This window comes from Phenylobacterium haematophilum (genome assembly GCF_014196295.1).
Classification (GTDB): domain Bacteria; phylum Pseudomonadota; class Alphaproteobacteria; order Caulobacterales; family Caulobacteraceae; genus Phenylobacterium; species Phenylobacterium haematophilum.
The window spans coordinates 1-18390 of sequence record NZ_JACIDK010000013.1 but is presented as its reverse complement, the minus strand read 5'-3'; the positions used below and the strand labels follow the sequence as shown (position 1 = coordinate 18390).

At 68.0% G+C, this 18390-nt stretch carries 22 protein-coding genes; 11 read left to right on the top strand and 11 right to left on the bottom strand.

From position 1 onward, the window contains the following. Window positions 1–85 precede the first annotated feature (85 nt). Window positions 86–1486, top strand: coding sequence for an AMP-binding protein (locus GGQ61_RS21150; protein ID WP_183777050.1), 1401 nt, complete (start codon window positions 86–88; stop codon window positions 1484–1486). Between the two features lie 146 nt (window positions 1487–1632). On the opposite strand, the gene GGQ61_RS21145 is transcribed toward GGQ61_RS21150, so the two are convergent. Then, window positions 1633–2622 carry an aldo/keto reductase gene (locus GGQ61_RS21145; RefSeq protein ID WP_183777049.1) on the bottom strand — a complete coding sequence of 330 codons (990 nt, stop codon included), beginning with the start codon at window positions 2620–2622 and terminating at the stop codon, window positions 1633–1635. Between the two features lie 154 nt (window positions 2623–2776). Here GGQ61_RS21145 and GGQ61_RS21140 point away from each other — a divergent pair, with 154 nt between their 5' ends. Further along, window positions 2777–3301 (top strand): GNAT family N-acetyltransferase, encoded by a 525-nt coding sequence (locus tag GGQ61_RS21140; protein WP_183777048.1) that lies wholly within the window; start codon window positions 2777–2779, stop codon window positions 3299–3301. Here the strand turns inward: GGQ61_RS21140 and GGQ61_RS21135 are convergent. Then, window positions 3276–4091, bottom strand: coding sequence for an alpha/beta fold hydrolase (locus GGQ61_RS21135; RefSeq protein WP_183777047.1), 816 nt, complete (start codon window positions 4089–4091; stop codon window positions 3276–3278). The genes GGQ61_RS21140 and GGQ61_RS21135 overlap by 26 nt on opposite strands. A 169-nt stretch (window positions 4092–4260) precedes the next feature. Here GGQ61_RS21135 and GGQ61_RS21130 point away from each other — a divergent pair, with 169 nt between their 5' ends. Further along, a complete protein-coding gene (locus tag GGQ61_RS21130; protein ID WP_183777046.1) occupies window positions 4261–5268 on the top strand; it encodes a SphA family protein in 1008 nt (335 codons plus the stop codon). Here GGQ61_RS21130 and GGQ61_RS21125 read toward each other — a convergent pair. Continuing rightward, window positions 5265–5834 carry a TetR/AcrR family transcriptional regulator gene (locus GGQ61_RS21125; protein ID WP_183777045.1) on the bottom strand — a complete coding sequence of 190 codons (570 nt, stop codon included), beginning with the start codon at window positions 5832–5834 and terminating at the stop codon, window positions 5265–5267. The genes GGQ61_RS21130 and GGQ61_RS21125 overlap by 4 nt on opposite strands. Window positions 5835–5930: 96 nt before the next feature. Here GGQ61_RS21125 and GGQ61_RS21120 point away from each other — a divergent pair, with 96 nt between their 5' ends. From GGQ61_RS21120 to GGQ61_RS21110, 3 genes are read left to right on the top strand one after another with little or no spacing between them, the layout of a single operon-like run. Then, window positions 5931–6701 (top strand): SDR family NAD(P)-dependent oxidoreductase, encoded by a 771-nt coding sequence (locus GGQ61_RS21120; protein ID WP_183777044.1) that lies wholly within the window; start codon window positions 5931–5933, stop codon window positions 6699–6701. Between the two features lie 10 nt (window positions 6702–6711). Continuing rightward, window positions 6712–7287 carry a hypothetical protein gene (locus tag GGQ61_RS21115; RefSeq protein ID WP_183777043.1) on the top strand — a complete coding sequence of 192 codons (576 nt, stop codon included), beginning with the start codon at window positions 6712–6714 and terminating at the stop codon, window positions 7285–7287. Continuing rightward, the gene (locus tag GGQ61_RS21110) at window positions 7284–8018 is read left to right on the top strand and encodes a dienelactone hydrolase family protein (RefSeq protein ID WP_183777042.1); all 735 of its coding nucleotides are present in this window, start codon (window positions 7284–7286) and stop codon (window positions 8016–8018) included. Before GGQ61_RS21115 ends, GGQ61_RS21110 begins: the two co-directional genes overlap by 4 nt. On the opposite strand, the gene GGQ61_RS21105 is transcribed toward GGQ61_RS21110, so the two are convergent. From GGQ61_RS21105 to GGQ61_RS21095, 3 genes are read right to left on the bottom strand one after another with little or no spacing between them, the layout of a single operon-like run. Continuing rightward, window positions 8015–8830, bottom strand: a complete 816-nt coding sequence (locus GGQ61_RS21105) for a phytanoyl-CoA dioxygenase family protein (RefSeq protein WP_183777041.1) — start codon at window positions 8828–8830, stop codon at window positions 8015–8017. The genes GGQ61_RS21110 and GGQ61_RS21105 overlap by 4 nt on opposite strands. 30 nt (window positions 8831–8860) lie before the next feature. Then, window positions 8861–9310, bottom strand: a complete 450-nt coding sequence (locus GGQ61_RS21100; RefSeq protein ID WP_183777040.1) for a nuclear transport factor 2 family protein — start codon at window positions 9308–9310, stop codon at window positions 8861–8863. Between the two features lie 57 nt (window positions 9311–9367). Next, complete coding sequence (locus tag GGQ61_RS21095; protein ID WP_183777039.1) at window positions 9368–10624, bottom strand: cytochrome P450; 1257 nt, start codon at window positions 10622–10624, stop codon at window positions 9368–9370. Window positions 10625–10778: 154 nt separating this feature from the next. Here GGQ61_RS21095 and GGQ61_RS21090 point away from each other — a divergent pair, with 154 nt between their 5' ends. The 4 genes from GGQ61_RS21090 (at window position 10779) to GGQ61_RS21075 (ending at window position 15444) form a co-directional block, all read left to right on the top strand. Then, the gene (locus GGQ61_RS21090) at window positions 10779–12110 is read left to right on the top strand and encodes an FAD/NAD(P)-binding protein (RefSeq protein WP_343056255.1); all 1332 of its coding nucleotides are present in this window, start codon (window positions 10779–10781) and stop codon (window positions 12108–12110) included. Between the two features lie 55 nt (window positions 12111–12165). Beyond that, window positions 12166–12414, top strand: coding sequence for a hypothetical protein (locus GGQ61_RS21085; protein WP_183777037.1), 249 nt, complete (start codon window positions 12166–12168; stop codon window positions 12412–12414). 100 nt (window positions 12415–12514) lie between these two features. Continuing rightward, window positions 12515–14629 (top strand): M13 family metallopeptidase, encoded by a 2115-nt coding sequence (locus GGQ61_RS21080; protein WP_183777036.1) that lies wholly within the window; start codon window positions 12515–12517, stop codon window positions 14627–14629. A gap of 56 nt (window positions 14630–14685) precedes the next feature. After that, window positions 14686–15444 carry a TrmH family RNA methyltransferase gene (locus GGQ61_RS21075; RefSeq protein ID WP_343056253.1) on the top strand — a complete coding sequence of 253 codons (759 nt, stop codon included), beginning with the start codon at window positions 14686–14688 and terminating at the stop codon, window positions 15442–15444. Here GGQ61_RS21075 and GGQ61_RS21070 read toward each other — a convergent pair. The 5 genes from GGQ61_RS21070 to GGQ61_RS21050 all read right to left on the bottom strand — a co-directional run bounded on the left by GGQ61_RS21070 (window position 15441) and on the right by GGQ61_RS21050 (window position 17937). Further along, window positions 15441–15854, bottom strand: coding sequence for a helix-turn-helix domain-containing protein (locus GGQ61_RS21070; protein ID WP_183777035.1), 414 nt, complete (start codon window positions 15852–15854; stop codon window positions 15441–15443). The genes GGQ61_RS21075 and GGQ61_RS21070 overlap by 4 nt on opposite strands. A 163-nt stretch (window positions 15855–16017) precedes the next feature. Continuing rightward, on the bottom strand, window positions 16018–16275 hold the full coding sequence (locus GGQ61_RS21065) for a hypothetical protein (RefSeq protein ID WP_183777034.1): 258 nt from the start codon (window positions 16273–16275) through the stop codon (window positions 16018–16020). Next, entirely contained in the window at window positions 16272–16805 is a 534-nt protein-coding gene (locus GGQ61_RS21060) for a cysteine hydrolase family protein (RefSeq protein WP_183777033.1), read from the bottom strand. The genes GGQ61_RS21065 and GGQ61_RS21060 overlap by 4 nt, the downstream gene beginning before the upstream one ends. Continuing rightward, entirely contained in the window at window positions 16802–17434 is a 633-nt protein-coding gene (locus GGQ61_RS21055; protein WP_221221187.1) for a GNAT family N-acetyltransferase, read from the bottom strand. The genes GGQ61_RS21060 and GGQ61_RS21055 overlap by 4 nt, the downstream gene beginning before the upstream one ends. After that, window positions 17434–17937: a hypothetical protein gene (locus tag GGQ61_RS21050; protein WP_183777032.1), complete on the bottom strand. Its 504-nt coding sequence runs from the start codon at window positions 17935–17937 to the stop codon at window positions 17434–17436. Before GGQ61_RS21050 ends, GGQ61_RS21055 begins: the two co-directional genes overlap by 1 nt. A 159-nt stretch (window positions 17938–18096) precedes the next feature. On the opposite strand from GGQ61_RS21050, the gene GGQ61_RS21045 reads away from it, so the two are divergent. Then, on the top strand, window positions 18097–18390 hold a 294-nt coding region (locus tag GGQ61_RS21045; RefSeq protein WP_183777031.1), incomplete at its 3' end, for a LysR family transcriptional regulator.

The following is an 18390-nucleotide window of genomic DNA, read 5'->3' as shown; positions in this document are numbered from 1 at the left end:
AGAGATCTGGTGTTCATGGGTCCCGGTCTTCGGCCGCGCCGAAACCGGGATGACACTGAGGGCGCAGACCCGCTAGGCAAGGCGCATGAACCTCTACGAGCTGCTCGCTTCGCGTTTTCCCGCCGATCGGTCCAAGCCGGCGTTCATCCTGCCGGACGGGCGGGAGGTGTCGTACGGGGCGCTGGAGGACGATGTGGCGCGGACGGCGGCGCTGCTGATCGAGCATGAGGTCGAGCCCGGAGACCGGGTGGGGCTGCAGTCCGAAAAGAGCGTCGAGGCGGTGGTCGTCTACCTGGCGACCCTGAAGGTCGGAGCGGTCTTCCTGCCGCTGAACACCGCCTATACCGAGGCCGAGATCGACTACTTCATCGACGACGCCCAGCCGGTGCTGTTCGTCGAAGACGCGGTCGAACTGGTCGCCGACGCGCGAAGCCGTGAGCCGCTGACGCAGACGCTGGCGCGCAGCGAGGACGACCTCGCCTCGATCATCTACACCTCGGGCACCACGGGGCGCTCGAAGGGCGCGATGCTGAGCCACGGCAACCTGGCGGCCAATGCGCTGGCATTGCATGCGGCCTGGGGCTTCAGCGAGAGCGACGTGCTGCTGCACGCCCTGCCGATCTTCCATGTCCACGGACTGTTCGTCGCGCTTCACTGCGCATTCCTGTCGGGCGCGCCGATGGTCTGGCTGGCCAAGTACGACGACGTGCAGGTGCTGGCGGGTCTGCCGAAATCGACGGTGATGATGGGGGTGCCGACCTTCTACACCCGGCTGCTGGCCAATCCGGGTTTCACGCGCGAGGCGGCGGCGCACATGCGGGTGTTCATCAGCGGCTCGGCGCCGCTGCTGGAGTCGACCTTCGCCGAGTTCGAGGCGCGGACGGGGCAGCGGATCCTGGAGCGCTACGGCATGAGCGAGGCGGTGATCATCACCTCCAACCCGCTGGACGGTGAGCGGATCGCCGGCAGCGTCGGCTATCCGCTGCCGGGCGTGGAGCTGCGGATCGGCGGCGGCGAAGCGACCGGGACTATCGAGATCAAGGGGCCCAGCGTGTTCGGCGGCTACTGGCAGATGCCGGAGAAGACCGCCCAGGAGTTCACGGCCGACGGCTTCTTCATCACGGGCGACGTCGGGCGCCAGGACGCCGACGGGCGGGTGTGGATCAGCGGCCGGGCCAAGGACCTGATCATCTCCGGCGGCTTCAACGTCTATCCTAAGGAGATCGAGCTGATCCTCGACGAGATGGACGGGGTGACCGAGAGCGCAGTGATCGGCCTGCCGCATCCGGACTTCGGCGAGGCGGTGACGGCGGTGGTGATCGGCGCCGGCGATGAGGGCGCGATCATCGCGGCGTTGCGCGAGCAGCTGGCCGCGTTCAAGACGCCGAAGAAGGTGTTCTTCGTCGACGAACTGCCGCGCAACGCGATGGGCAAGGTGCAGAAGAACCTGCTGCGTGAGCGCTATGCGGGCACGTTCGGCGGCTAGCCGGGCTCCAGGTTGTTTCGGATAGCAGCGGTCGTGCGGGACGGCCTTCGGGGTCATCACGCGCCGATGCCGCTGCAGACATCTGGGCTTGAGCCGGAAGCGGTCTGACAAGGACGCTTCCGCCCGCGAGGGCGGAGGCGAGGGCGTCAGGCGTTGACCATGGTCATGCCGCGCGCGTCGTAGCGGGTCCCGGCGACCTTGGCGGCCAGGGCGTCGAGGCCTGCAGTCTCGGCCGCGGTCAGGGCTACGTCGGCGGCGCCGAGATTGGACTTCAGGTTCGCCAGCCGAGTGGTGCCGGGAATGGCGACCACGTTGGGATTGGCGGCCAGCACCCAGGCCAAGGCCACCTGCGAAGCGGCGGCGCCACGGGCCGCGGCGAGCTTCTCGATCTCCTCGACCAGGGCCAGGTTGGCTTCGAACGCCTCGCCCTGGAAGCGCGGCGACTGGGCCGCGCGATAGTCCGTTCCGGTCGGGCGGTGATCGCGCGAGAAGGCCCCGGTCAGCATGCCGCGGCCGAGCGGCGAGTAGGCGACCAGCGTCACGCCGGTCGCCTGGCAGAGCGGCAGCACGTCGTCTTCGATATCCCGGGTGAAGATCGAGTACTCGGACTGCACGGCGGCGATCGGGTGCACCGCCTGGGCGCGGCGCAGGGTCTCGGCGCTGACTTCCGAGAGACCGATGGCTTTGATCTTTCCCTCCTTGACCAGCTTGGCCATCGCCTCGACCGTCTCCTCGATCGGTCGGCTCTGGTCCTTACGGTGCAGGTAGTAGAGGTCGACATGGTCGGTCTTCAGGACGCGCAGCGACTGTTCGATGGCGCGGCGCATGTTCGCTTCCGAGCCGTCGACGCCGGTGATCGTGCGGGTGGCGAGGTCGGCGACCGGGCCGAACTTGGTGGCGATGAAAGCCTTGTCGCGGCGGTCGTGGAAGGCTGCGCCGATCAGGCTTTCGTTGGCGCCGAAGCCGTAGAGCTCGGCGGTGTCGAAGTGGTCGACGCCGAGGTCCAGCGCTTCGTGCAGCAGCTTGACGGCGTCGGCTTCGTTCATCGGCTCGCCATAGGCGATCGACATGCCCATGCAGCCCAGGCCGATAGCATTCACGTCCCGGCCGGTACGGCCGACTTGGCGACGGATCATGGGGAACTCCGCAGGTGATGTAGAAAATGTGAGCGCTCACTCACATGCGGATAGCTAGACGCTGATGTCGAAAGCGTCAAGCGATCGCCGGCGCTCCGAAGGGGGCGGAATTTTGGACTGGCGGGAGGGCGCAGCTTATGGATTACCGGACCACATGCATTTTGTTCCCGCCGACCCGTCTGAACTGTCCGCCGTCGCCGCGCTGGTGAACTCCGCCTATCGGGGCGAGAGCTCGCGCCAGGGCTGGACCACCGAGGCCGACTATCTGGGCGGCCAGCGCACGGACGCGCAGACCTTGGCCAGCGACCTGGCGGCCAACCCGCAGGCGATGGTGATGACCCTGCGCGAGGCGGCCGGCGGGCCGATGCTGGGCTGCGTGTGGCTGGAGCCGGCGGACAGCGGGGCCTGGTATCTGGGGATGCTGACCGTGCGGCCGGATCTGCAGGATCGGCAGTTGGGCCGCACCATGCTGGCCGCGGCCGAGGACCATGCGCGCGGGCAGGGCGCGCAGCGGGTGCGGATGACCGTGATCCAGATCCGCGACACCCTGATCGCCTGGTACGAGCGGCGCGGCTATGCGCGAACCGGCGAGACGCGCCCGTTCCCCTATGCCGACCTACGCTTCGGTCAGCCGGCCCGGGACGACCTGGAATTCATCGTGCTGGAAAAGGCGCTCTGATCCGTTCGGCGATCATCGGAACCAGCCAGTCGCTGCGGTCGAGCAGGCCGGTGTGGGTAGTTGCGGGCAGGACCGCCAGCTGCGCGTCGGCGAGCAGAGCGACCGTTTCGGCGCCATGGTCGATCCTGACGAAGTCGTTGTCGCCGATGGCCATCAGCACCGGGACGGCGATGGCGGCGACGTCCGCCTGAGACCAGCCTTCCCAGGTCGAGACCATGGCGTTGACGCGCTCGACGCTTCGGTCGAAGGCCGTCGGGTCTGGGGCGACGGACTCGAAGGCGGCGCGCCAAGCGGCGAAGTCCTCCTCGGTCGGCAGCAGCGGGATCAACGCCTCGGAGGGGACGTGGCCCGGCTCGCGCTGAAGCCTGATTAGGTCGTGCTGCATGCCGTCGAAGGTGTAGGACGCGCCGAGGGCCGAGAGGCTGGCGACCTTCGCCGGGTGGCGGATCGCCACGCCGAAAGCCGCCATGGCCCCGAGGCTGAAGCCGGCCAGGTGGGCCGCCGGGACCTCCAGATGATCGAGCACCGCGGCGACGTCGTCGGCCAGATCGTCCATGCGCATAGGGCCGTCGCGGTCGCCGGTGTGGCCGTGGCATTGGAGCTCGACGGCGATCACCGGCGCCAGCGTTGCGAGCTTCGGGAGCAGGCGGCCGGCGAAGCCGACCTCGATGGTCATCAGCCCGCCGTGCAGAAGGACGAAAGGCGTCACGTCGGCGCGCAGCGGGCCGCCATGGATCTCGTAGTAGGTGTCCAGGCCAGCGCGGGACGCATGGCCGCTGGTCGGTTTCATCGCTGATCTCCGAGGTTCGATTGCTCCAAGGACGTCGTCGGCCGGCCAGTTCCGACAGCGGCGCGTCATTGGTCTGCCGAGGAGCAACCGCGGGTTTCACCTCATGGGCGCCGTCGGACCCCGCCGCCACGATCACCGCCCAGGATCGCCGCCACAAGGGGAAGTCGCGATGGGCAATTCCAAAAGGGCGAGGGCGCGGTGGATCGCCGCCGCCGCGTGCGGCGCTGCGCTGGCGTTCGTGGCTGGCCATGCCGAGGCCTCTGAGGGCGGGGCGAGCGTCTATCTGCTGGGATCGGGCGGGCCCGGGGCGGCGGTCGTGCCGCCTATAGAAGGCGTCTTCCTGCTCGACACCCAATACTATTACAGCGGCGAAGCCAGCGCCGGACGTGAGTTCGTGATCGGCGGCAACGTCGTTGCGGGCCTGGACGCCACGGTCAACGCAAACTTCGCCACCGTGCTGTGGGTGCCGACGACGGACCTTGCCGGCGGAACCCTGGCGGTGGGACTGGCGGTGCCGATCGGCGGTCCCGACGTCGAGGTTTCGGCGACCCTGACCGGACCGGGCGGACGTCAGATCGAGCGCAGCAAGAGCGACTCCGCGTTCGTGATGGGCGATCCGTTGGTGACGGCGATCTGGGGCTGGAAGAGCGGCAAGGCCAACATCGCCGCCAGCACGCTGATCAACGTGCCCATCGGCCAGTACCGCAAGGACAAGCTGGCGAACCTGGCCTTCCATCGCTGGGCGGCCGACGTGTCGCTGGCCGCGACCTATCTGGACGAGGAGGCCGGTTGGGACGTCTCGGGCAAGGCCGGCTTCACGTTCAACGGCGAGAACGACTACACGAGCTACGAGACCGGCACCGAGTTCCACGCCGAAGCGTCGGTTGAGAAGAAGTTCAACAAGACCTGGTCGGCGGGCGTGCAGGGCTACTATTTCGAGCAGGTCAGCGGGGATTCCGGCGCAGGCGCCAGGCTTGGATCCTTCAAGGGCCGGGTGGCGGGCCTGGGCGTGACCGGGGCCTATAACTTCCTGCTGTTCGGCAAGGCGCCGGCGACCTTGCGGCTGCACGCGATCAAGGAGTTCGAGGCCAGGAACCGCCTGGAGGGCGAGTCGATCTTTCTCGATTTCAGCATGCCGTTGTGGGTGAACATGCCGCCAGGGGCCGGCGGGACCTAGGCCCGTATCGAGTCCAGCACGGCCTCGGCCGCCGCGTCGAGCTCGGCGTCGGTCCAGGTGCGGCCCTTGAGCTCCGACTTCAGCATGTAGCCGACCGGGGCGAAGAACAGGCTCGCCATCAGGTCGCTGGGCAGGTCCTTGAAGACGCCTCGTTCTATGCCGTCACGGCGCAGCCGGCCGACGGCGGAGGAGATTTGTTCGTGGGCGGCGCCGCCCTCGCGCTTGGATAGCGAGGACTCGGCGAAGCGCTGGCCGAACATGAAGGACTCGGTGTCGGCGCGGTATGCCTCGTAGAGCAGCCGCCACACCCGCTTGAGGCGGGCGTCGGGGGTCTCGTCGCCGTCTTCGCCGTCGATGATGGCCTCGAAGATACGCCGCTTGATGCCGCGATAGACCTCGATCAGCAGGTCGTCCTTGGACGGGAAGTGCCGGTAGAGCGTGCCCTCGGCCACGCCGGCGCGCGCGGCGATCGCCGCGGTGGTGGCGGATTCCAGGCCGTCCTGCGCGCCGATTTCCAGGGCCGCGCGCACCAGCTTGTCCTTGGTCGAGGTCGGTGTCGTGAGCATCGGCTCACAAATTGTCGGGCGAGACCTTCTGTCAAGTCTGCGCAAGCGTCGCAGCTTCGGGTTAGAACAGCGTCCAACGAACAAAGGGAGCGGGACATGGATCTGGGACTGAAGGGCAAGAAGGCGGTCGTGACCGGCGGATCGCGCGGCATCGGGCGAGCGATCGCCGACCTGCTGGCCGACGAGGGCGCCGACGTCGCGATCTGCGCGCGCAACGCCGAGCAGGTGGCCGAGGCGGTCAAGGCGCTGGAGGCCAAGGGCGTGAAGGCCTTCGGCCAGGCGGTGGACATCGCCGACGGCCCGGCGATCCGCGCGTTCGTCACTGCGGCCGGCGAAGCGCTTGGCGGCATCGACGTGATGGTCTCGAACGCCAGCGCCCTGGTGCAGGGCGCCGGCGAGGATGAGTGGCGCGCGATGTTTGAGATCGACATCCTGGGCGCGGTGCGCACCTTCGAGGCGGCGCGGCCGTTCCTGGAGAAGGCCGGCGAAACGCACGGCGATGCTGCGTTCCTGATCACCTCGTCGGTCTCAGCGGCCGAGGCGTCCAACGCCTCGTCCTATGGGGCGATGAAGGCGGCGCTGATCCACTACGCCAAGGGCCTGGCGCGCGAGAACGCGGCCAAGCACGTCCGCGCCAATGTCGTCTCGCCTGGCACCGTGTACTTCGAGGGCGGCGTCTGGGGCAACGTGAAGGCCGGAATGCCGGGCTTCTTCGACCAGATGATCAAGCGCAACCCGACTGGCCGGATGGCGACGCCCGAGGAAGTGGCGGCCGCGACGGTGTTCCTGGCCAGCCCGCGCTCGGCCTTCACGACCGGGATCAATATGCTGGTCGACGGCGCGATCTCGACGCGCGTCAACTACTAGGGCCAAGTCGTTGGAATACGATTACTTTCAGCTGACGCTGGGGCGAGAGCGCGCGGCCCAGCGGGTGCTGGCCGACCACCTCTACGGCTCGGCCGGCGTGCGGGCGGTGTTCGCGCCGTTGTTGGGGTTCGCCTCGGATCAGGCGTTGGTGCTTGCGGCGGCCGGGACGCGCGTGTCGTTCACGCCGGGGATTGTGGCGAGCGACCGGGTGCGGTTGACCCCGACCCTGCGGCCGGTCGACGAGGCGCCGCCGGAGCCGGGCGGGATCTACGTCCACAACTGGTTCACGATCGACGGCGGCGCGGTCGACGAGTTCGTGCGGCTGTCGGGCGAGGCCTGGCCCGACTTCGAGGCGCGGTTCGAGACCAAGATCTTCGGCCTGTTCCTGGCCGAGGAGGACGAGGCTGACCGCGAGGCCGGCGCGCGCCGGCTGCTGCTGATGACCCGCTATCGGGACCTTGGCGAGTGGCAGACGTCTCGCGATCCGACCACCGATGCGATGGCGGTGTTCCTCCGCCGGCGGGAGCTGACCCGGGTGTCGCTGGCGCGGGCCTGCGTGCTGATGCCCCGGGAGAGCGCGAAATGATCGAACAGACTATTGAAATTCCCCTGAGCGACGGGACGAGCACGACATTCATCGTGCGTCCCGACCGCGACGGGCCGTACCCGCTGATCCTGTTCCTGATGGACGCGCCGGGCATCCGCGAGGAGTTGCGCGACATGGCCCGGCGGCTGGCGAGCACGGGCTACTACGTGATGCTGCCTAACCTCTACTACCGGGCCGGCGTGCTGGAACTGGTCCCGCCGGGTGGGGCGATGGACGATGCGTTGCGCGAGCGAATGATGGGCCTGATGAACGGGCTCACCATTCCGATGGTGATGGACGACGTCGCGGCGATGGTCGCCTTCGCTGCGACCCAGCCGGAGGCGGACGCAACGCGGATCGGGACGGTCGGCTACTGCATGAGCGGGCAGTTTGCGATCAACGCGGCGGTGCGCCTGCCGCCGGTGAAGGCGGCGGCCTCGATCCACGGCACCTATCTGGTCACCGACGCCGACGACAGCCCGCACCTGGCCGCCCGCAAAAGCTCGGCCGAGCTCTACTTCGCCTGCGCTGAGACCGACCGCTGGGCGCCGCTGGAGACAGTGGAAGCGCTGCGCGCGGCGCTGGCGGCGGAAGGAGCGCGGGCTGAAGTCGAGATTTATCCGGGCGCCGAGCACGGCTTCACTTTCCCGCAGCGGGCGCTCTACCAGAAGCAGGGCGCCGAGCGGCACTGGGAGCGGTTGAACGCGCTCTACCGGCGCAACCTCGGCTAGGGCGTCTGGCGTTCCACCGGCGCGATCCAGCCCTCTTCGAGGCTCTTGAGCGGGTGCGAGCCGGTCACCTGGCCCATGAACGGCGGCCAGATGTTGTAGCCGAGCAGGTCCTGCAGGCGCGGCGACGCCGCCTGCACGCGCTCGCGGGGGACGCCGAGGTAGAAGTTCTCCTGCGTGCGGCCCCAAGGCTCGCAGTACTGGTTGGTGAAGGCCAGACGCGGTCCATCGCTGCGGTTGGATCCGCCGCGGTGGAGCAGGGTGCCCTGAAAGACGATGGCGCCGCCGGCGGGCATGACCACCGGCTGCAGCATCGACAGCGCCTTTTGCGGCGAGAGGGCGGCGATGTCGGCGTCGCTCCAGCGGTGGCTGCCGGGAATGATGTCGGTGGCGCCGTTGGCGGCGGTGAACGCGTCGATCGCGCCGATCAGCGACAGGCTGATGGCCGGGCGCGGCCGCGGCTGACGATAGAAGCCGTCGTCGAAATGAACGGCCTGGGCCGCCTCGCCGGGATATATGCAGATCGCTTGGCTGGCGGTCAGCAGGTAGCCGGGCTGGAGGAAGCGGTCGAGCAAGGCGAGTAGCCGGGGCTCGGCGGTCAGATCCTCGAACACCTTGCCGCGCGCGACCAAGGTGTAGACCCGCTCGGTCGCGAAGCCCTCGAACGCGTTCCGGCCGTGGTGGGAGCCGAGGTGCGGGGCCAGGGCCGCGCGCGCGGCGGCCAGGGCCGCTGCGTCGGCGAAGTTCTCGATGACCGTGTAGCCGTCGTCGCTCAGGCGCCGGACGTGGGCTTCGACATCGAATGGCTCGGGCATAGCCGCCTCCCTCTCTCTGGGGGCGAGTGTCTACTCGAATGACGGAAGGGCAAGTCCCGGACGTTCGTTGTCCCAGATCATCGAGACGATGCGCCAGCGGCCGTCAGCCTCGCAGTAGAGCTGAATCGAGTTGATCCCTCGTCGCTCGGGCGGGGTATCGCCCGGCTCTGTGCGGGCCTCGTAGGCGCTCCAGACCTGAGCCATGTTGCCGAAAACGTCGATGCGGCGGCCGATCTCGACCTCGTAGAAGTCGTGGGCGGCGAAGAACGGTTCGACGTCGGCCTGATAGGCGGCCGGGTCCATGATCTTGATGTTCGGGCGTCGGTCTTCGCCGACCCAAGTGCGCATCTGCCGCGCGTCGGGATGGAAGATCTCGGCCTGCAGGGCCCAGTCGCGGGGCCCCTGCGGCCCGGAGATCATGGCGTACATGGCGTCGATGACGGCGCCGATGTCGGTGGGATCAAAGGGCAGGGTTCTCATACGAAAAGAGCCTAGGCGCGGGGCCTAGGCTCTCCAATCGCGGCGCGACGAAAGCGGTCAGGCGCGCTTCGGAATGACCACCTTCATCGACTCGTAGCCCTTCACGAAGGTCGAGTAGATGCGTTTGGGCTCTTCCACGAGCTGGATTTCGGGGAAGCGCTTCATGATCTCTTCCCAGATGATTTGGAGCTGCAGTTCGGCGAGGCGGTTGCCCACGCAGCGGTGGATGCCGAAGCCGAACGACATGTGGTTCCGCGGGCGGGCGCGGTCGATGATGTAGTCGTTCGGCCGCTCGATGACCTCTTCGTCGCGGTTGCCCGAGACGTACCACATGACGACCTTGTCTTCCTTTCGGATCAGTTTGCCGCCGATCTCGATGTCCTGGGTGGCGCGGCGGCGCATGTGGGCCAGCGGCGTCTGCCAGCGGATGGTCTCGGAGACCATCGACGGGATCAGGTCCGGGTTCTCGCGCAGCTTCTTGTACTGATCCGGGTTCTGGTTCAGCGCCAGGATCGAGCCGGAGATGGTGTTGCGGGTGGTGTCGTTGCCGCCGACGGTCAGCAGCACGACGTTGCCGAAGTACTCGCGGGGCGACATGTCCCGCGTATCCTTGCCGTGAGCCAGCATGGAGATCAGGTCGCCGGTCGGTTCGGCGTTGACCCGCTCGTTCCAGCGCTCGGTGAAGTAGGCGTGGTACTCGAGGAAGATCTGCATCTTCTGCTCAAGGGTGTCGATCAGGCCGTGGCCGGGGACCGCGGTCACCACGTCCGACCAGTAGGTCAGCTTACGGCGGTCGGCCTGGTCGATGCCGAACAGGGTGGCCAGGGTCATGGCCGTCAGTTCCATCGACACCTTGTCGACCCAGTCGAACTCTTCGCCGATCGGCAGGGAGTCGAGGATCGCCGCGGCGCGTTCGCGGATCAGCGGGCCGAGGATGGCGAGGTTGGCCGGGGCGACCGCCGGGCTCACGGTCTTGCGCTGGATGTCGTGCTTAGGAGGGTCCATGGCGATGAACATCGGCAGCGGGCCCTCGTCGCCGTTCTGGTCGGCGATGGTGATGCCCGGCTCGGACGAGAACGCCTGGTGGTTCGTGTCCACCGCCATGATGTCGTTGTACTTGGTGATCGACCAGTACGGGCCGTACTCGCTCTCGGCGGTGTAGTGGACCGGGTCTTCCTTGCGCAGGCGCTCGAAATTCCACCACATCTCGTTCGACTGGAAGAGAGCCGGCTGGGCCGGATTGATCTGGTCGAGCGGCGTCGAATAGGCCAGCGCGCGGGCGTCCTTGCTCAGATCGATATTGCCGTCGCTCATGTGATCCTCCTCCAGTCCGATCGCGCCCTTGGTCTCAGCCAAAGATGACGCGGGCGTCAAGTTTTAGCGCGAGTTTCCACTGCCGTCTCATCCGATCTGCGTTCGAATGCAGTTTTTCTGTCGGTTTAAATTCCATAAAAGACAGCGGCCCACGGTGGTGGTGATCGGAGCCGGGTTCTCGGGACTGCTGACGGCGTTGCACCTGGCCGCCGATCCCGAAGGGCCGACCGTGCGGCTGATCGAGCGCGCCAAGGCGTTCGGACGCGGTGCGGCCTACTCCACGGCCAACCCCGATCACCTGCTGAACGTGCGGGTGGCGAACATGAGCGCCTATCCCGATGATCCTGAGCATTTCACCCGCTGGCTGGCGGGACATGAGGGATGGAGTTCGCACGGCGGGTTCGTGACCCGGGGAGTCTATGGCGACTATCTGCAGGACCTGCTGCGCGAAGCGTTGGAGACGACGGCCCCGGGCCGGCTGCTGCTGGAACAGGACGAAGCGGTGGACGTGCAGCGGGTGGGCGAGGGGTGGCGGGTTCGCCTGGCGCTGGGCCGCGAGCTCGACGCTTCGGCGGTCGTGCTGGCCCTGGGCGTATTGCGGCCGGCGCCGCCGGCGGCGGCGGGCGAGGCGCTGCTGTCTTCGCCGCGCTACATCGGCGATCCGTGGGACTCGAAGGCAAGACTCGAACAGGAGTGGGGCGACGTGCTGCTGCTCGGCACGGGGCTCACCATGATCGACGCTGCGGTCAGCCTGTGGCGGCCGGGGCGACGGTTCTGGGCGATATCGCGCCGGGGCCTGACCCCGCGCCAGCATGCTCCGGGGAGCGCGCAGGCCGTGGAGGTCGCCCCCTCCGGCGGTCCGCGTGAGCTGCTGGCGGCGATCCGGGCGGCGTCGGACGACGGTCGCTGGCGCGAGGCGATCGATACCTTGCGTCCGCACATCCAGGCCATCTGGCTCAGCTGGAGCCAGGCGGAGCGCCAGGCCTTCCTGAGGCACCTGCGGCCCTGGTGGGACGTGCACCGCCACCGGCTGGCGCCGAGCGTGGCGCGGCGGATCGGCCTCCTGATGCGGGGGCGCGAACTGGTCGTGCGGGCCGGGGAGGTGACGGCGCTGAACCTGACGCGGGACAATGTCGAGGTGGCGTGGCGTCCGCGCGGCGGCCATGTGATGCGGCGGCTGAGCGTGTCGGCGGTGGTCAACTGCGCCGGTCTGCTGGGCGACCTGGAACGGGCCAGCGAGCCACTGTTGCAGAAGCTGCTGGCGCGCGGCCTGATCCGGCCCGATCCCTGTCGGCTCGGCGCCGAAGTGGACGTGGGCTCGCGGCTGATCGGGGCCAGCGGCCGCCCCGAGCCAGGCCTGTTCGCGGTGGGGCCGCTGACACGCGGGGCGTTCTGGGAGATCACCTCCGTGCCGGACATTCGCAGCCAGGCGGCCGGCGCGGCGCAGGCCATCCTGAGCGGCGTGCGGCGGGCGCGGGCGGCCTGAGCTCGGAACGGGCGACGCGGACGCTCGTTGACCTCCTTTCAAAGGAGGGACCCAGATGCAAAAGCCCCTGATCGCAGCCGCTTGCGGGATTCTCATGTTCGGAGTCGCCGCATGCGACCGCCCCGAGCCTCAAGGCGAAACCACCGGCGCAGCCATGCCGGACACGAGCCAGCCGACACCGGTTCCGGCGCCCGCCGACATCGCTGCGCCGGACGCGGGAGACACAGGCGTGGTCCCGGCCGATGGCTCGCCCCCGCCGGTGCAGCCCAACCCGCCGGCTCAGCCGACGCCGCCCACAAAGTGACGGAAGTTTAATCCACCGGCCGCTCCCGCGCGGCGCGGCCGGTGTATGAAGGCTCCAAAGCTAGCGGCGCCGGGGAGGGCGCCGCGCATCGGAGTCTTCAATGAAAACCTGGAAATCCCTGCTGTTGGGTGCGTGCGCACCGCTCGTGCTCGCGGCTTGCGCGACAGCTGCGCCGGTTCCCGCGCCCGAGACCGCGCCGCCGCCCGTCGCTGAAGCGGCTAAGCCCAAGCCGAAGTACGGTACGTTCGGCTTCGACGTCGCGGGTATGGATACGTCTGTCGCGCCGGGCGACGACTTCTACGCCTACGCCAACGGCGGATGGATGAAGACCACGGAGATTCCCGCCGACAGCGGCAGCTACGCCACCTTCGCCGTACTGCGCGACCTGGCCGCCGAGCGGACGCGCGCGATCCTGGAGGACGCGGCCAGTACCGACGCGGCGGCCGGCGCGAACGCCCGCAAGATCGGCGACTATTACGCCAGCTTCATGGACGAGGCGGCGATCGAGGCGGCCGGCGCCGCACCGTTGAAGCCCGAGCTGGCGGCGATTGCGGCGATCAAGACGCGTGCAGACCTGTCGCGCGAGCTGGGTGCGACCCTGCGGGCCGACGTCGATGCTCTGAACATGACCGACTACACGACCGACCGGCTGTTCGGCCTGTGGGTCGCCGAGGACATGAACGACACGTCCAAGTATCGCGCCTACATCATGCAGGGCGGCCTGGGACTTCCGGACCGTGCCTATTACCTGGACGACAGCGCGCGGTTCCAGGACCTGCGGGCCAAGTACAAGGCGCACATCGCCGCGATGTTCACTTTGGCCGGCGTCTCGGACGGTGAAGCTCGGGCGGCCAGAATCCTCGCACTGGAGACCGCCATCGCCAAGGCGCACTGGACGGTCGATGAAACCGGTGACGTGGCGAAGGCCAACAACGTCTGGACTCGCGCCGACCTGCAGAAGAAGGCGCCGGGCATCGACTGGAACGCCTGGCTGCAGGGCGCAGGGATGGTCGAGCAGCCTACCTTCGGTGCGTGGCAGCCAAGCGCCATCGCCGGCATCGCCAAGCTCGTCGGAAGCCAGCCGATCGAGACGTGGAAGGACTATCTGACGTTCCATGCCATCGAGCGCGGCGCGCCGTATCTCTCCAAGGCTTTCGCCGACGAGCACTTCGCCTTCAATGGCACGGCCCTGGCCGGCACGCCGCAGCAGCGTGACCGTTGGAAGCGCGGGGTCGACAATACCAACGCGGCGCTGGGCGACGCCGTGGGCCAGATGTATGTCGAGCGCCACTTCACCGCGCAGGCCAAAGCGCAGATGCAGGAGATGGTGAAGAACATCCTGACCGCCTTCGACGCACGCATCGACCGGCTGGACTGGATGAGCGCCGAGACCAAGGTCAAGGCCAAAGAGAAACTGGCGGTGTTCCGCGTTGGCGTCGGCTATCCCGACAAGTGGCGTGACTACTCGGGGCTGGAGATCGTGCGTGGCGACGCCTACGGCAACTGGCGGCGCGGCGAGTTGTTCGACTACCAGCGCAACGTCGCCAAGCTGAAGGGGCCGGTCGATCACGACGAGTGGTGGATGACGCCGCAGACGGTCAACGCTCTGAACCTGCCGATGCAGAACATGATCGTGTTCCCGGCCGCGATCCTCGAGCCGACCTTCTTCGATCCCCACGCCGATCCAGCGGTGAACTACGGCGCCATCGGCGGGGTGATCGGCCACGAGATCGTGCACGGTTTCGACGACACCGGCGCGCTGTTCGACGTGAAGGGCGACCTGAAGAACTGGTGGACGCCGGCCGACATGGCGCAGTTCAAGGCCCGCGGTCAGGCGCTGGCCGCGCAATACAGCGCCTATGAGCCGCTGCCGGGTCTGCACCTGAACGGCAACCAGGTGCTGGGCGAGAACATCGCCGACCTAGCCGGGTTGGCCGCGGCATATGACGCCTACCACCTGTCGCTGAAGGGCCAGCCTGCGCCGGTGATCGACGGGTTCACGGCTGATCAACGGTTCTACTTCGGCTGGGCGCAGAACTATCGCAGCAAGTTCCGCGAAGCCTCTCTGCGCCGCAACATACTGTCCGGCGTACACTCGCCGGGCGAATACCGGGCGCTGACGGTGCGCAACCTCGATCCGTGGTATCCCGCCTTCGAGGTGAAGCCGGGGCAGGACCTCTACCTGGCGCCGGAGCAGCGGGTGAAGATCTGGTAGCGCAGGTCGTTACGATCGAGGATCCGCACGACGCGCGCATCGCGGCCTATCGCGATGTGCGCGAGCGCGACCTCGTGGGCCGCCAGGGCCTGTTCGTGGCGGAGGGCGAGGTCGTGGTCCGGGTGCTGGCGCGTTCGCCGCTGGTTCGTCCGCAATCGCTGCTGCTGGCGCAAAAGCGCGTGGCGGCCCTGTCCGACGTGATCGCTGCGCTGCCTGACGACGTCCCGGTCTACGCCGCCGGCCAGGCGGTGATGGACGCGGTGGTGGGATTTCCGATCCACCGCGGCATCCTGGCGCTGGGGGCGCGCGCGGCCGAGCCAAGCGCCGACGACCTGCTCGCCGCCTTGCCCGACGAGGCGTTGGTGCTGGTGCTCAGCGGCATCGCCAACCACGACAATATGGGCGGACTGTTCCGCAACGCTGCGGCGTTCGGGGCCGATGCGGTGATCCTGGACCCGGCCTGTTGCGATCCGCTTTACCGCAAGGCGATCAGGGTTTCAGTCGGAGCGGCGCTGATCAAGCCCTTCGCGCGGCTGAGGGAAGACGAGGATCTGCTTGAGGTCCTGGAGCGACGGAGCTTCCAGCCGCTGGCGCTTAGCCCGGCTGGAGATACGACCCTGGCGCAGACTGCGCGCGCGTCGCGAACTGCGGTGCTGCTGGGCGCCGAGGGACCTGGCTTGTCGAAGGGGCTGCTGGCGCGCACGAAAACCGTCCGCATCCCGATGGCGGACGGCTTCGACTCGTTGAACGTGGCGGTGACCGCCGGGGTGGTGCTGCACCACCTCGCCTTTGCGGCGAGGCGCGAGCCCGACTAGCGAGCGCGGCGGATGCCGACGGTCTCTTCGGAGTCCTCGATAAGCGAACGCGTCAGGTTCAGGATCGCTGTGCGCATCGACGGCTGCTGGACGCTGGCGAAGGCTTCGAGCAGTTGCACCGCGCCGGGCACGGCGAGCTTTTCGAACAGGCTCTCGTCGCTCATCGGGGTCGGGGTCTCGCCGACCAGTTCGCCGACGGTGGTGTCGAGCTTCTGGGCGATGCGCACGAGCATCGACGCCGAGACGCGGTTGGCCCCCCGCTCATACTTCTGCACCTGCTGGAAGCTCACCCCCAGGTGGTCGGCCAGGGTCGATTGGGAAATGCCGAGCCACTTGCGACGCACACGAATGCGGTGACCCACCGCAACGTCGATCGGGTCCGGTCCTTGGTCCTCGGAGTTCGCGTTCACTGAAAAACGTCCCTAATCACGTACCAAAGCGCACGTTGACTGTCTGCCATAGGCGAATGACGCCCCGCCACACCTATATCGTGAAACGGACGCTGCGCTGCAACAGAAAGTTAATGTTCGCTTATGACGCGAGTCTCGAAGACGTCAACTCGCTTGGCGGGCGTCAGGCGTGGGCTTTGCGGCCCTTCAGGATGGCTTCGATCTGGTCGAGGACAGCCAGGGCGGTGTCCTCGCCCTCCTGGTCGCAAATCTCGCCGGCGCGCTTGATGATGTGGCCAAGGGCGACCCGGTCGCGCGGACCGAGCTGAAGGGCCATCTGCAACAGCAGGCGCGCGTCGGGGTCGAGCCGAGCCTCGCTTTCAAGGACGCGCAGGAAACTGCCGGCCTCATGATCTGCGGTGGAGAACTTGATCTCACTCATGGCGCATTGGCCGCGGCGAAAGCCGCAGCCTCCTCTTGCAGCAGGTCGTCGGCCTCGACGAGGCGACAAAGGGGGAAAAGCGAACTCAGCGGCGTGCTGAGCGCCCGGCGCAGGTCCGGGTCGTCGCGCTCGCCGGTGGCGACGGCGTCGTTCAACACCTCGACCGGCAGGCGCAGGTCGGCGGCGGCGAAGGCGGTGGCCAGGACCGCGTCGGACATCGAAAAGCCGATCAACGCCAGCGGACCGCCGAGGCCCTGGACGTGGCGCGCGAAGGCCGGGTGCGAGAAGGCCGACGGACCAGGGCGAACATAGACCGGCTCTGAGGGCAGCGGCTCAAGGCCGGCGATCGGCCGGGCGGCCTCGGGGGCGCCTTCGCGACGGTGGACGTGCAGCACCGGCCAGCCGCGCGCTCTGGCTTGGTCCAGCACCCGTCGACAGGCCGCGGTGACGTCGGCCACGCCCGGAGCGGCGGAGAGACGGGCGCGTTGCAGGTCCAGACAGACCAGCGCCGCAGGCGGCGGAGATCTCATCGGGCGTGGGCGCCGAGATTGGTGGCGGGACGGGCGGCCGAGCGATCAAGTATCCCGGCCTCGTCCCAGGCGCCCTCCGGGCGCAACAGCACCATGGGATCGCTTTCGAGGGTGAGGGCGTCCGGCGGCGGCGCACCCTCGACGACCATCTCGACGTAGTCGTGGTCTGAAAACGCGAAGCCCTCGCGGCCGGGGCGAATGCGGGCGTTGAAATATTGCTCCCAGAACGGGATCAGCCGGACCTGGCCATAGCCGAGGATCTGCCGGTAGTTCTTCTTTTCGGCCAGGCGTTTGGCGGCCAGTATCAGCATCAGGGTCGCGCGGCCGCCGCGGAATTCGCTGCGTACGGCGACGCGCTCGACCTTGGCGAACTCCGCGAACCAGCGCACGCGCAGCGTCCCGATCGGTTCGCCGTTGCGGCGTAGGACCAGATGCGTCGTCCCGGCGAAGTCGTTGCCGTCGTACTCTTCGTCGTACGGGCAGGCCTGCTCGCCCATGTAGACGAGACTGCGGACCGCCATGGCCTGCATGATGTCGGGCAGGGTGCGGCAGACCACCACCTCGAGTTCCGCGTCGTCGATGTCGGTGACCGCACGGGCGTCCATCGGCATGCGGACGTTGGCGTTCATCAGGCGGCCCTCCGGACGTTGGCCCAGGCGCCGGCGACGACGAGGCCGCCGGGACCGGGCGCCGGCCGCGCGCCGATGCGCTTCAGGAGAGTGCGTTCGCCGCCAGGGGTCGCTGCGCGGCCGTACAACGGGATGGTCGGGAAGAGGTCGCGGTGAAGCTTCACCGCCCCGGCCATCACCGTCGCACGACCGCGCAGCGTGGTCCCCGCCATCCCCCAGCCGTAGATGGCGACGACCGGTTCCCCCGGGCGGGCGGCCTGGTGCTGCGGTGGATTGACGCCGTCGAACACACCGGCGGCGAGATCGGGCAGGGCGGCGGCGGTTAGCGGGATGACCGCGATGACCCCGGCGAGTTGCCCGTTGACGCTACGGTAGGTAAACGAAGACGCCTGGGTGAGATCCTGTAGCTGCGCGAGGGTCTCGACCGTGGCGATGTTCGGACTGACGGTCCGGGCGGCGAGTGCGCGGCCCTCGACGATGTCGTCGCGGGTGGCGAGAGTCATGCCGAGTTCGCCCAGTCCTCGATGACAGCGTTCGGCGAAATCGCGAATGATAATCATCACATCGCCTTCTTGTGTGAAGATGTGATTTGGTAGAGCGTCAATGTTCGAGTGTGCAGCCTCGAAGTTCGTATGGGGGCCCCACGGCCTTTTGGGTGCCGGATGGACAATGGCGACGGCGGTCACGCCGATTGGGACGATATCAAAACCTTCGTGGCGGCTGCTCAGACGGGTAGTTTCGGCGCCGCGGCTCGCCGCCTGAAGACCACTCAACCCACGGTCACACGCCGTATCGAGGACCTGGAGCTTCGCCTCGGCGCGAAGCTGTTCGACCGTGGTCTGCGCGGGGTTTCACTGACTCGGGCCGGCGAAATGGTTTACGACCGGGCGTTGACCATGCAGCGCGCGTCGCTAGATATCGAGCGCCTGAGCCTGGATCATGAGACCCCCGACGCG

What these genes read in the sequence shown, in the direction of transcription:
- GGQ61_RS21150 (WP_183777050.1), top strand. Translation starts at nt 86, where the DNA reads ATGAACCTCTACGAGCTGCTCGCTTCGCGTTTTCCCGCCGATCGGTCC.
- GGQ61_RS21145 (WP_183777049.1), bottom strand. Translation starts at nt 2,622, where the DNA reads ATGATCCGTCGCCAAGTCGGCCGTACCGGCCGGGACGTGAATGCTATC.
- GGQ61_RS21140 (WP_183777048.1), top strand. Translation starts at nt 2,777, where the DNA reads ATGCATTTTGTTCCCGCCGACCCGTCTGAACTGTCCGCCGTCGCCGCG.
- GGQ61_RS21135 (WP_183777047.1), bottom strand. Translation starts at nt 4,091, where the DNA reads ATGAAACCGACCAGCGGCCATGCGTCCCGCGCTGGCCTGGACACCTAC.
- GGQ61_RS21130 (WP_183777046.1), top strand. Translation starts at nt 4,261, where the DNA reads ATGGGCAATTCCAAAAGGGCGAGGGCGCGGTGGATCGCCGCCGCCGCG.
- GGQ61_RS21125 (WP_183777045.1), bottom strand. Translation starts at nt 5,834, where the DNA reads ATGCTCACGACACCGACCTCGACCAAGGACAAGCTGGTGCGCGCGGCC.
- GGQ61_RS21120 (WP_183777044.1), top strand. Translation starts at nt 5,931, where the DNA reads ATGGATCTGGGACTGAAGGGCAAGAAGGCGGTCGTGACCGGCGGATCG.
- GGQ61_RS21110 (WP_183777042.1), top strand. Translation starts at nt 7,284, where the DNA reads ATGATCGAACAGACTATTGAAATTCCCCTGAGCGACGGGACGAGCACG.
- GGQ61_RS21105 (WP_183777041.1), bottom strand. Translation starts at nt 8,830, where the DNA reads ATGCCCGAGCCATTCGATGTCGAAGCCCACGTCCGGCGCCTGAGCGAC.
- GGQ61_RS21100 (WP_183777040.1), bottom strand. Translation starts at nt 9,310, where the DNA reads ATGAGAACCCTGCCCTTTGATCCCACCGACATCGGCGCCGTCATCGAC.
- GGQ61_RS21095 (WP_183777039.1), bottom strand. Translation starts at nt 10,624, where the DNA reads ATGAGCGACGGCAATATCGATCTGAGCAAGGACGCCCGCGCGCTGGCC.
- GGQ61_RS21085 (WP_183777037.1), top strand. Translation starts at nt 12,166, where the DNA reads ATGCAAAAGCCCCTGATCGCAGCCGCTTGCGGGATTCTCATGTTCGGA.
- GGQ61_RS21080 (WP_183777036.1), top strand. Translation starts at nt 12,515, where the DNA reads ATGAAAACCTGGAAATCCCTGCTGTTGGGTGCGTGCGCACCGCTCGTG.
- GGQ61_RS21065 (WP_183777034.1), bottom strand. Translation starts at nt 16,275, where the DNA reads ATGAGTGAGATCAAGTTCTCCACCGCAGATCATGAGGCCGGCAGTTTC.
- GGQ61_RS21060 (WP_183777033.1), bottom strand. Translation starts at nt 16,805, where the DNA reads ATGAGATCTCCGCCGCCTGCGGCGCTGGTCTGTCTGGACCTGCAACGC.
- GGQ61_RS21055 (WP_221221187.1), bottom strand. Translation starts at nt 17,434, where the DNA reads ATGAACGCCAACGTCCGCATGCCGATGGACGCCCGTGCGGTCACCGAC.
- GGQ61_RS21050 (WP_183777032.1), bottom strand. Translation starts at nt 17,937, where the DNA reads ATGACTCTCGCCACCCGCGACGACATCGTCGAGGGCCGCGCACTCGCC.